At 39.1% G+C, this 12380-nt stretch carries 10 protein-coding genes; all 10 read left to right on the top strand.

Features of this window, described 5'->3' with window-relative positions; all coding sequences use genetic code 11:
• The first annotated feature begins 20 nt into the window (after positions 1 to 20).
• Positions 21 to 1322 carry a pyrimidine-nucleoside phosphorylase gene (locus BTA31_RS12775; RefSeq protein WP_076792161.1) on the top strand — a complete coding sequence of 434 codons (1302 nt, stop codon included), beginning with the start codon at positions 21 to 23 and terminating at the stop codon, positions 1320 to 1322.
• A 328-nt stretch (positions 1323 to 1650) separates the two neighbouring features.
• Complete coding sequence (locus BTA31_RS12780) at positions 1651 to 2043, top strand: DUF5082 domain-containing protein (RefSeq protein WP_073411360.1); 393 nt, start codon at positions 1651 to 1653, stop codon at positions 2041 to 2043.
• A gap of 9 nt (positions 2044 to 2052) precedes the next feature.
• Positions 2053 to 2322, top strand: coding sequence for a DUF5344 family protein (locus BTA31_RS12785; protein WP_073411362.1), 270 nt, complete (start codon positions 2053 to 2055; stop codon positions 2320 to 2322).
• 17 nt (positions 2323 to 2339) lie between these two features.
• Positions 2340 to 3932: a ribonuclease YeeF family protein gene (locus tag BTA31_RS12790; RefSeq protein WP_076792142.1), complete on the top strand. Its 1593-nt coding sequence runs from the start codon at positions 2340 to 2342 to the stop codon at positions 3930 to 3932.
• A 13-nt stretch (positions 3933 to 3945) separates the two neighbouring features.
• Positions 3946 to 4719: a hypothetical protein gene (locus BTA31_RS12795; protein ID WP_239693194.1), complete on the top strand. Its 774-nt coding sequence runs from the start codon at positions 3946 to 3948 to the stop codon at positions 4717 to 4719.
• Positions 4720 to 4737: 18 nt separating this feature from the next.
• On the top strand, positions 4738 to 5343 hold the full coding sequence (locus BTA31_RS12800; RefSeq protein WP_076792148.1) for a hypothetical protein: 606 nt from the start codon (positions 4738 to 4740) through the stop codon (positions 5341 to 5343).
• A gap of 813 nt (positions 5344 to 6156) precedes the next feature.
• Positions 6157 to 7599, top strand: coding sequence for a DEAD/DEAH box helicase (locus BTA31_RS12810; protein WP_076792153.1), 1443 nt, complete (start codon positions 6157 to 6159; stop codon positions 7597 to 7599).
• Positions 7600 to 7718: 119 nt separating this feature from the next.
• On the top strand, positions 7719 to 9122 hold the full coding sequence (locus BTA31_RS12815; protein WP_422109655.1) for an arabinan endo-1,5-alpha-L-arabinosidase AbnB: 1404 nt from the start codon (positions 7719 to 7721) through the stop codon (positions 9120 to 9122).
• A gap of 132 nt (positions 9123 to 9254) precedes the next feature.
• Positions 9255 to 10244 carry a choloylglycine hydrolase family protein gene (locus tag BTA31_RS12820; RefSeq protein WP_076792155.1) on the top strand — a complete coding sequence of 330 codons (990 nt, stop codon included), beginning with the start codon at positions 9255 to 9257 and terminating at the stop codon, positions 10242 to 10244.
• Positions 10245 to 10403: 159 nt separating this feature from the next.
• Positions 10404 to 12380 (top strand): DUF262 domain-containing protein (locus BTA31_RS12825; protein WP_076792158.1); only part of this gene is annotated, 1977 nt, incomplete at its 3' end.

A 12380-nucleotide genomic window follows, 5' to 3' on the forward strand; every position in this document is an offset into this window, starting at 1 on the left:
AAAAAGGACTGGTGATCACAATGAGAATGGTGGATATCATCACAAAAAAACAAAATGGAGAAGAATTGACAACAGAAGAAATTCAATTTTTCATTAAAGGCTACACCGACGGCAGCATTCCTGACTATCAGGCGAGCGCTCTGGCGATGGCCATCTATTTCCAGGATATGACGGACAGAGAGCGGGCCGATCTTACGATGGCGATGGTCAACTCAGGCGAAACGATCGATCTTTCCGCGATTGAAGGCATCAAGGTCGACAAACACTCAACAGGAGGCGTCGGCGACACGACAACGCTCGTACTTGCACCGCTTGTCGCGGCTCTCGACGTCCCGGTCGCCAAAATGTCGGGACGCGGCCTCGGACACACAGGGGGAACTATTGACAAGCTCGAAGCCATCAAAGGGTTTCACGTGGAACTTTCTAAAGACGAATTCATCAAGCTCGTCAACCGCGACAAGGTCGCCGTTATCGGTCAAAGCGGAAACTTGACGCCTGCTGACAAAAAACTTTATGCCCTCCGCGATGTAACAGGAACGGTCAATTCAATCCCGCTGATTGCCAGTTCAATCATGAGCAAGAAAATCGCCGCTGGGGCGGACGCGATTGTCCTTGACGTCAAAACAGGCGCCGGCGCTTTTATGAAAACTGATGAAGATGCCGTCAACCTTGCAAAAGCGATGGTTCGCATCGGAAACAATGTCGGCCGCCAAACGATGGCCGTCATCTCCGACATGTCCCAGCCGCTGGGGTTTGCCATCGGAAATGCACTTGAAGTGAAAGAGGCGATTGATACATTAAAAGGCGAAGGCCCTGAAGACTTGACTGAACTTGTCTTAACACTGGGCAGCCAAATGGTCGTTCTCGCCAAAAAAGCGGAGACCCTTGCCGAAGCAAGAGAGAAACTGATCGACGTGATGAAAAACGGAAAAGCGCTGCAAAAATTCAAAGACTTCCTGCAAAACCAAGGCGGCGACAGCTCTGTCGCGGATAACCCCGAAAAGCTGCCTCAGGCTGCCTATAAAATCGACGTTCCTGCCAAAGAAGCGGGCGTCGTGTCTGAAATCGTCGCCGATCAAATCGGCGTCGCGGCCATGCTGCTGGGCGCCGGCCGTGCAACAAAAGAAGACAAAATCGACCTTGCCGTCGGCATCATGCTCCGCAAAAAAGTCGGCGACCGGGTTGAAAAAGGCGAACCATTGGTTACCCTATACGCAAACCGTGAAAATGTCGATGACGTCATCGCAAAAGTCTACGACAACATCCAAATCGCAGAAAAAGCCGAAGCACCGAAGCTTGTGCATACGGTGATTACGGAATAGAAGAACATGCAGAAACAGCACATACCCTTGGGTGTGTGCTGTTTTTTTGATGCCGCGAGAGTTGAGAAGGTCATTTGAACTAATCCCCTGACACTATTTCAAAGAACATCGTGCGCAGCTTGAATTGCTCAATTCAAGAAAATCCAAGAAAACCAAGTCTATTATCCTATTTACCTATTTTGGATGATATTGTAATATGAAAAAGGTCTGATTTATAAGAACGTTAGATTCAACCGGAAAGCAACAATATACCTAACTGAAATACAGTGGAATAAGCGAATAGTAACGTGCGGATTTTTTATTTTCTGAAAAACGAGGTGAACCCGATATGTCTAACCATGCTGCTAAAATCGCTTCTTTGGAAAAAGATATTTCTTCTTTATCTCACAATATAAAGGATACACAAAGCAAAATCGCTGAACTGAAAAAAGCAAAAACAGCTATTACCGGTGAACTTCACACCCTTTCAAACAATGCCACTCTCATCAATCAGCCAGATATCACATCACATATATGGAATGGCAGACATACAAATCAATTTATCAATATTAGATCAAACATTGCACACAGCTATCAAAACATACAGAGAGAAACAGATGGTCTGATTTCGCATATTGAGAAAGAGATTGAAAATCTTGAAATGCAAATCTCTAATATGGAGATGTTTCTAAGTATACAAAAACAACAGCTTACAGATATAAAAAAACAAGTCAATCATTGAGGTGAAAGAATGGCAGAAATAAAGGTAAAAGCAGAAGAAGTCAAAACGGCGTTTTCAAGCCTTCAGACAAAAATCAGCGCACTTTCGATATCAGGTTCAAAAGCCGATATCGCTAATTCTTCAATGGATGTAGTGAAAAAAATAAAAAAAATCGAAAAGGAATACGAGCAGCTACTAAAAAAATACAAGGAGGCGCTATCTTCAGTTGAAAAGGACGCATGGTCAAACATTAATGTCCTGATTGATACTGATAAAAACATCTCTCAAAAAATGAAATAAGGAGGGCTGGTTTTCTCTTGAAAGTTTTAGATGTTTCTGAAGTCATTGACGCGATTGACCAATTGATTAAGGAAAAAAAGCAAGAGGAAAAAGAAATCAACGCCATAAGGGAAAGTGTACAAAAAATTGCAGAGCTTGATGATGCATTAAAAGGAGAAGGCGGAAATGCGATCAAAGAACACTTTTCTGTTCTTCATCTTCCCGTGCTGCTTTATTTTCAGCACTTTATAGATCAATACATACAGAATTTAAAAGACATTAAAGCAAAAATCAGAACTTATGAATCAACAGAGGGTTTTGTAAAGGAAGAGTTTCTGACGCATGACGTCAAAAAGGGCTTAACAGAACTGAAACGTCAAACGAATGATACAGTTGATTCGATTAATGACGAAATTGATAAAATCAGCCACTTGATTGGGGGCGGATCTATCTCTTTGGCATCATTTAATGAGCATATTTCCGAAGCAAAAAAACATGTGAACAACACGGTGTCTGATTTAAAAGAGCTTGATCGTGATGCTAATTCTATATTAAAACAATCGTCAAATTCGATCGCTCAGCTATCCAAGCTCACTGAAAAGGTGAACACTTGGTCACAGGGAGGCGCGATCTTATCTAAAAAAACGATTAAAGAGGTTGAAAACTACTTTTCTGAAACAGATGTCGTTAAACAAATGATTGACGAAGCCGTTGATTTAGCAGAAAAACAAGACGATCCGACAATGATGGGCAGAATCGCTGAATGGCTCGATTTAATCGGAACAGGAAACGGCGCGTTGGCTGTAACAAAAGGCGTCATAGCCGTGAATGTACTGGCGACGAAAATGATTGTGCTTGAAAAAGACGGAAAAGGGAACTTCCGTGTGAAAGCCTCTCCAAAATGGACGCAGGGAGCTAACGGAAAATACGATTCCAAGGTGGCTCAGTTTGTTTACAACATCCTGAAAAAAGGCGATCCAAACTCAAGCAAACCAATCAAAAAATGGCTTGGCAAATTTCAAAATAAACCAAGCGGCCTTTTAAGAAAAATTGTTGGATTGGGGCCTAACACAACAAGGATCTCCTACAAGAAAATTTTGGAGAGCCAAAGTTTTTTTGAACATAAGCCGGAAGAGTTAAAGAATTATAAAGCAAAGGTTGATGTAAAAGGAACTGTTGGTAAATTTAAGGATGAAGCTAATATAAATAAACTCGTAAAAAGAATACCATATGCAGGAATAATTTTTTCTTTTGCAACGAATGGTGCGGAATTTATAAGCGATGATAATGAAGGAAAATCCAATTATGAAAAGTTTGGACGTTTCTCAGCTGGGATTGGAATGGATGTTGGAGTAGGGGGATTAACAGCAGGCGGAGCAGCGATTGGCTCTCTTATTTGTCCAGGACCGGGAACCCTTATTGGTGGAGCTATTGGAGCCGGAGTCGGTATTACTGGCTCTATAATAGCAGGAGATACTGTAAAACAGTGGGGAGAAGATGCTGGTGAATGGGTTGAAGACAAATGGAACGATTTGCAGGATTGGTCTGAGAAACAAATATCTAGCATTTCAGAGTCAGTATCAGATGGTTTTTCAAAAGCAAAGGATTTCGTGACTGGCTGGTTCCGATAAAAGGAGGATTATAGTGTCTAAAATTATTTTAACAACAAATGAACTGGTGAGTGCATTATTATTATGCCGATATGAAAAAGCTGCTGAAGATATTATCAATGAACAACAGTTGATTCAAGATGAAGAAGATATTGAACTTTTTTCAACTCAGGCCGAAAATCTTTTAAAACAAAGAGGATATTGGGCTGATGACACAGAATCTAATTTGCAAAAAGGGTTAGAAAACCTGATTCACTTACTTATTCAATCGAAGAGAAAAGTTCGCTGCATCCATCGGAAAAGAGTGCTGATTGTACACCATGTTCAAAAAGATGAACTAATTGTGCAGGAGATAGAAAATCAAAATCATAGTTTTTCGATTTTAAGAAGCAGAGACTCTTTTCTTGAAATATTAAAAGCATTTTATCATTCACAAAGTGATAAAAAACCAGAGTGTGAAATTTTCCAAATGAGTGAAGAATCATTTGATGAGTTCCATGAAGTGGAAGCTGAAGTCATTAAACTAATGGCTGAAGATCCGAAAACACATCCGTCTATTAGCCAGTTTTCTTTTGATTTTTTGGCAAATGATCAAGAGCTTGATAATATTTCTTTTATTGAAAGTGACTATATTCAAAACCAAACAAGATTGGATCAAGTTGTGTTTTTATTAAGAAGTGATAGTTTCATTTGGCATTTAGATTATGAGAATATTAAAAAAGATGGTTCAATATATCTTCAACCGGTGGCAATCAACGAATACTTTGAAAAAATAGTAGATACAATGAACGAATTTTTTGATCTATAGAAGAAAGGATTCCTGTTTATGTACTCTTTTAGAAAAAGTCAATTATTTTGGTTGAGAAGCAATGTGGTGCTTTTACTTTTTTCGTCGCTTCTACTAATTAATAAACCATATTGGAATAACAATGGAAGTGGAACTTCGTTTTTCTTATTTGTTTTTATAGCAGAATGTTTCTTGATTATACTTGCATTGGTTTATGGTTTTCAAACAAAAAAGGGAAATGCACGTCAAAGCCTTAAAACAACATTATTAAAATCAAATATTATCGTAGGAGTATTTGTTTTTTCTGTTTTTAGTTTGTTTTTCGGTTTTATATTATCAAGTAGTATTCCGTATCCGAGTTCAATTCTTATAGTATATTTAATTGTGAATATGATTTTTGCCTTCGCTTCTTTACTCTTTCCTACAGTAGTTATTAAGCTATATGAATCAAATGTTTATGATGAAACAAAGGGTTTAATACCTGATTTTTTTAGATATGTAGCTATCTTGGTATCTTCTTTAAATTATGAAGTTCAAAAAGTTTTGGCACGTCTTCCGTTTATACTGCAGCGGATATTAGGAATAGTTTTTATTCTAGTGCTAATCTGTTCTATAGCTGGAGCATTATCAGTGTTTGAAAACTAAAGGAAAAGTAATATGTTTTCTATTAAAAAAAGTTGTTATTTTTGGATTAGAAGCAATGCAGTTCTTTTGCTGATTGCGGCTCTTCTACTGACCAATTTATCATGTTGGAATAAATATGAGAATGGCATTTCACTATTCTTGTTTGAATTATTTTCTGAATGCTTTTTAATTCTACTTTCTTTGGTGTATGGTACTAAAACAAAAAAGCTATTTAACAGCCCACGAAAAAGAATACTTAAGAAGTCAAATGTGATACAAGGTATTTTAGTATTTCTTTTCATAAGTATCTTTTTTAGTTATGCATTAAATGATATGGTACCTTTTCCAAGTTCATTGCTTTATATTTCATTAACTGTCAACTTAATAATGGCTATATATTCTTTAATTGCTCCTTCATGGGTAATAAAAATATATGAATACAATATATATGAAGTGCCGAATGGGTGGATAAGCGATTTGCTCCGGTTTTTTTTGGTTTTCGCATGGTCGGTTAACTATGAGGTTCAAGTTGTTTTATACCGGCTCCCATTTCTGTTGCAACGGTTAATGGGTATTATTTTTATATTTGTTTTGCTCATAAATATATTTTTGATTTCTTCAATGTTTTAAAAGGGAAATTGAATGTTTAAAAACAATCGTTTCTTTATCATTCTTTTGTGTTAACAGCTTTATAAGTAAATTAGGATGTTTCTTAGGGCTGCACATATTGCAGCCTCTTTTTCATGTCTTTTTGAAATCAGTCATGATTAGCGTATAATCACATTCATAACACCATCATTCACTGGAAATCATATGACCAAAAGGAGTCCATTCATGAGCAAAGCCAATTTTAGAGACTATGCAATAAGCGGGGATATTACGAAAGCGCTCGATCATTTAGGGTATAAGCAGCCGACTGCGGTGCAGAGCGAAGTGATTCCCGTGGCGCTTAAAAAGCGGGATGTTGTGGTGAGATCGCGGACGGGGAGCGGGAAGACGGCCGCGTTCGGAATTCCGCTTTGCGAGCTGACCGAATGGGAAGAGAACAAACCGCAAGCCTTGATTTTGACACCGACGCGCGAGCTTGCTGCTCAGGTTAAAGAGGATTTGACGAACATCGGCCGCTATAAAAGAATAAAAGCAGCGGCTGTTTACGGGAAGTCATCCTTTGAACGGCAAAAAACGGAGCTTAATCAAAAATGCCATATCGTTGTCGGGACGCCGGGCCGCGTATTGGATCACATTGAAAAAGGAACCCTTCCATTAGAAAAACTGAAATACCTTGTCATCGATGAGGCCGATGAAATGCTGAATATGGGATTTATCGATCAAGTGGGAGCGATCATCCGCCATTTGCCTGATGAACGGCTGACGATGCTGTTTTCAGCAACTTTTCCGGAGGATGTGGAGCATCTATCCCTTCAATATATGAAAGACCCTTTGAAAATTGAGATTAAAGCAGGCGGTACGACAACCGCAGACATCGAGCATCAACTGATCATTGTAAATGAAAATGATCCATTTTCGCTTTTAGTGGATCTGTTCATTGTTGAGAACCCGGACAGCTGCATCGTCTTTTGCCGCACACAGGAGCAAGTGAATGAGTTGCAGCGGCGCTTAGCCGGTTTGGGTTATCCGTGCGCGAAAATTCACGGCGGTATGCCTCAGGAGGATCGTTTTGCCGTGATGAACCGCTTTAGACGGGGAGCGTTCCGCTATTTAATCGCGACAGATGTGGCGGCAAGAGGCATCGACATTGAGAACATCACACATGTCATTAACTATGAGCTGCCATTAGATCAAGAAAGCTATGTGCATCGTACCGGCAGAACAGGCCGAGCCGGCAGCCAGGGAAAAGCGATTACTCTTGCCAGTCCGCGTGAAAAGAGGATGATCGCTGATATTGAAGACTATATCGGTTTTCCCATTCCTATTATTGAGACGCCGTCAAAAGAAGAAATTGCACGAGCAAAAGCGGCTTTTCTAAAGAAAATCAATACGAAACCGGAGCTTAAACAGGACAAGAGCGAACCGTTAAATAAAGAAATCATGAGGCTCTACTTTAACGGGGGAAAAAAGAAGAAACTGAGAGCCGTTGATTTCGTCGGAACGATTGCTAAAATTGACGGCGTCTCGGCTGAGGATATCGGGATTATCACGATCCAGGAGCAAGGTTCATTCGTTGAAATTTTAAACGGCAAAGGTCCGCTCGTCTTAGAGGCGATGAAAAACACGACTGTGAAAGGGAAATTGCTGAAAGTGCATAAAGCGAGGTAATAAACTCAGGCTGCCGACTTTGTCGGGAGCTTTTTTGTTCGTAATAAACCTTGGATAAGCAGCATATGATGGACTGTCAAAAAATGAAAGTGTTTCAAAAGAAAGGAGAACAAGTGAATATGAAAAAGTGTTTCATCCAAGTCCTTGCACTGCTTTTCATCATGGCTGCCTGTTTCACTCCAAACCAAGCTTCCGCACAAACTCAAAAACCTGTATTTTCAGAAGTGACGGTTCATGATCCATCGATTATTAAAGCGAATGGCACATACTATGTCTTCGGCTCCCATTTAGCTTCGGCCAAATCGACGGACCTCATGAAATGGACGCAAATTTCCTCGAGTGTCCATAACGGGAATCCTTTGATTCCGAACGTATATGAAGAATTAAAAGAAACCTTTGAATGGGCTGAATCTGATACGTTGTGGGCGCCTGATGTCACCCAGCTTGAGGACGGCAAGTTTTATATGTATTACAATGCCTGCCGCGGGGATTCTCCGAGATCTGCCCTCGGGCTTGCTGTCGCAGACGACATTGAAGGACCGTACAAAAATAAAGGCATTTTCCTGAAGTCGGGAATGGACGGGATCAGCAATGACGGGACGCCTTATGACGCGACAAAGCACCCAAATGTCGTCGATCCCCACACATTCTTTGATCAAAACGGAAAGCTGTGGATGGTGTATGGCTCCTATTCCGGGGGAATTTTTATTTTAGAAATGGACAAGAAAACCGGATTTCCGCTTCCGGGACAGGGGTACGGCAAAAAGCTGATCGGCGGCAACCACAGCCGGATTGAAGGTGCATACATTCTCTATAATCCTGAAACACAGTATTACTACCTGTACATGTCCTTCGGGGGGCTTGCCGCTGACGGCGGGTACAACATTCGCGTCGCCCGCTCAAAAAACCCTGACGGCCCTTATTATGATGCAGAAGGCCACGCGATGATTGACGTCCGCGGCAAAGAAGGAACGATTTTTGACGATCGTTCAATCGAACCGTACGGTGTCAAACTGATGGGAAATTACTCATTTAACAATCAAAACGGCTATGTGTCGCCGGGCCATAACTCTGCCTTTTACGATGAAAAAAGCGGCAAATCGTATTTAATCTTCCACACCCGCTTCCCGGGAAGGGGTGAGGAACACGAAGTCCGCGTCCACCAATTGCTGATGAACAAACAAGGCTGGCCGGTTGTCGCCCCTCACCGCTACGCCGGAGAGAAGCTCGAAAAGGTGAAAAAGTCAGATGTGATGGGTGCCTACGAATTGGTGCAGCACGGCAAAGACATCTCCGCAGATATTAAAGAATCGAAAGAAATCCGCTTAAATCAAAATGGCAAAATAACAGGCGCAGTAGCCGGAACGTGGAAGAAAACGGGACATAACAAAATAGAACTCAAGATCGACGGAAAAATATATGACGGTGTATTTTTACGCCAGTGGGATGCGGTTTCTGAGCGGAAGGTGATGACGTTTAGTGCGTTGTCCCGTGAAGGAGATGCGGTTTGGGGGAGTAAATGATGTGATTAAAAATGACCTCTGTTCTGGAGGTCATTTTTATCATAACCCCTTTCATTTTGACGAATCTTTTCCAATTCGATAACATAAAAATAGTTCACGAAGTGTAATATCAAACGAAAAGGATGGAGCGCCATGTGTACAAGTATCACGTTGACGACTGCGGGTCGGGAGCATTTATTGGCGAGGACAATGGATTTTGATTTTGAGCTTAACGGGGAAGTGCTGTTGCATCCGCGTCGTTACAAATGGAAAAGTGAAGCGGACGGCAGCGAGCATGCCGGCCGGTATGCGTTTATCGGAATGGGCAGAAGGCTCAAGAATGCTCTGTTTGCCGATGGTGTGAATGAAAAAGGATTGTCTTGCGCGGCGCTTTATTTCCCGGATTATGCTGTGTATGAAAGCGAGACGAAAGAGCAATGCCGCAATCTTGCGCCGCACGAATTTGTGACATGGGTGCTGTCGGAATGCTGTGATTTGGAGGATGTGAAAAAAGCGGCTGTTTCCTTAAACATTGTTGAGAGAGAGGTCAGTTTGCTGAGCACGGTAACGCCGCTTCATTGGCTATTAACGGACCGCTCCGGTGCGAGCATCGTTGTTGAACCGGTGGCCGGAGGCATTCAAATTCATGATAATCCGGTCGGCGTGCTGACGAACAGTCCGGATTTTCCTTGGCATTTGACCAATTTGCGCAATTATATCGGTCTTCAGCCGGGACAGTTTGCCGCGAAAAAGGTGGGAGACCTGACGCTGTCGGCTTTTGGCCAAGGTTCCGGGCTGTCCGGATTGCCGGGAGACTTTACGCCGCCATCCCGTTTTGTCAGGGCTGCAGTTTTGAAAGAGCACATGAAGCCTCTGTCCGATGAAACAGAAGGCGTCTCTGCCGCGTTTCATATTCTCTCCAATATGAATATTCCCAAAGGGGTTGTCATGACTGACAATGGCGAAGACGATTACACCCAATATACGGCGGTGATGTGCAGCGAGACGTGCAGCTACTATTTTCACCATTATCAAAACAGGCAGATTCAAAAGGTTTGCTTACTAAAAGAAGATCTGAATGGGAAGGAATTAAAATCGTTCCAGGCCAATCAAGAAGAAGCGATTCATTATCTTAAATTATGACAGAAAGAAGGATATTTTAGAAAAAAGATGAAATTTTTTTAAAAATAACCGATTGTATATATAGATATTCTTATTTGAAAGTGATACATTTTTTATACATGGAAACTCAAATGAATCGCAAGTGGAAGATTGGTTCCTATGCAAAGACGGGGGGATTAGATGGCAGCCAACTTATTTTTGAAAGATGAGGAAATAAAAGAAATTTTTCGTACACACCTTAAAATCGAGTCTAAGGTAATGTCAATTGAAACTTTATTTGGTAATGAAAGACGAACTAGAAATACGGTGTATGATCCTTATTATCAAAGAAATTACGTTTGGGACAAAGATAAAGCATCTTATTTTATTGAGAGTATATTACTTGGTACGGAAATACCTCCTCTAGTTTTTTTTAACACCGGGAAAAATATAGAAGTAATAGATGGGAGACAGAGATTTGAAACAATTAAAAGATTTAAAGAGAATAAATTTCATTTAACAAAAAAAGGATTAAGTATTTTTTCAGAATTGAAAAAGAAAAGTTTTGACGATTTTGATTTGGAATTAGAGAATGTATTCTGGGATACGAACCTTAGAATAATAGAATTTAGTGTGATTAATGAGCCTAAGTTAGATGAACGAAAAGAGGACCAGATTAAAAAAGAAATCTTCAGAAGATATAACTCAGGTATTACTCCATTAAAAAATGCTGAAATTGAAAAAGCTATCTATATTAATAATGATACCACCAAGTACTTTAAAAAACAATTTAGAGAAAATGAACTGGATTATATTAATTTTTTAGACCTTTTCTTTTTAGAAAGGGATATGGAACTAAAAAACAAAAGTATTACCCTTGAAAAAGCTATGCAAAAAGTTAGGTTGTTTTTAGTTTTGCACAATCTACCTATAAATTATTACAGTACTTTAAAAGGAAGAAAGGAAGTTATTCAGAGGCTTTTTGAAAACTTGAGTAATAATACTAGTGATGTAGAAAATCTTTTCATTAATTTTAATAAAAAGGTGGTATTACTTAAAGATTTAAAAAAACGTCTAGAACAAAATCATATTCCACATAATAAATTAGTTTTTGAATGTTTATTTTGGGCCCTAACTATATTAGAGAAAGAAAATATTGATATTAACTTAATAGTTTCCGAAAAATTCTCAAATCTTTTGCTAGAATTTATAAAGGAGAATATATTAATTTACAAAACAGAAAATAGTCATTTTTACAAAGAAATGAAAGAACGGTATGCTGGAACTGCTTCATTTTTTGAAAAGGTGTTAGATTTAAATTTAGATATTTATATCAAGAATAATATAAAGTCTAAACAAATTATTAAAAGTGTTTTGAATAATTCGACAGATACTAATACAATAATAGAAGAGTTCGAATCTCTAAGATTAAATAGGCCGGATGCAAGTACAACTACTATCGATGATATATGTCGCCAAATGAATAGAAGACGTTTTTTAGTTCGCCCTTCATATCAAAGAGGGGAAACAATTAACCAAATGAAATCTTCAGCATTAATTGAAAGTATTTTATTAGGTATAAAGCTACCACCTATTTTTATATTTAAAAGACAAGATGGTGTATTAGAAGTAGTTGATGGTCAACAAAGGTTGTTGTCTATACTTGGATTTATTGGTGAAGATTTCATTGATGAAAAAGGAAATAGAGTTAAATCTGAAAAAAATAATTTTAAACTAAGCAAACTTAGAATTTTAGACGATCTTAATGGAGCGGCTTATAACGAATTACCAGATGAATTAAAAGATAGAATTTTAGATTTCAATTTATCTTTAGTTACTATTGACGCTAGAATTAATCCTCAGTTTGATCCTATAGATTTGTTTATTAGATTAAATAATAAACCATATCCAATTCGCGAAAATACTTTTGAAATGTGGAACTCTTATATAGACAGTGACATTATTAGAACTATAAGGACAATTACAAACAAATATAGTAGTTGGTTTTTTTCAAGGTTAAAAAATACCAGAATGGAGAATGAAGAATTAATTACGGCATTAGCATATTTCTATTATAAGGAAGATAATCCGGATATAACTTTTTTAGATATATATCAAAGAAATAACAAAATTAACTTTAGAGTTAAATCAAAAGTAGACATTACAAAGGTATTAAAT

The sequence above is a fragment of the Bacillus haynesii genome (assembly GCF_001969855.1).
GTDB classification, from domain to species: domain Bacteria; phylum Bacillota; class Bacilli; order Bacillales; family Bacillaceae; genus Bacillus; species Bacillus haynesii.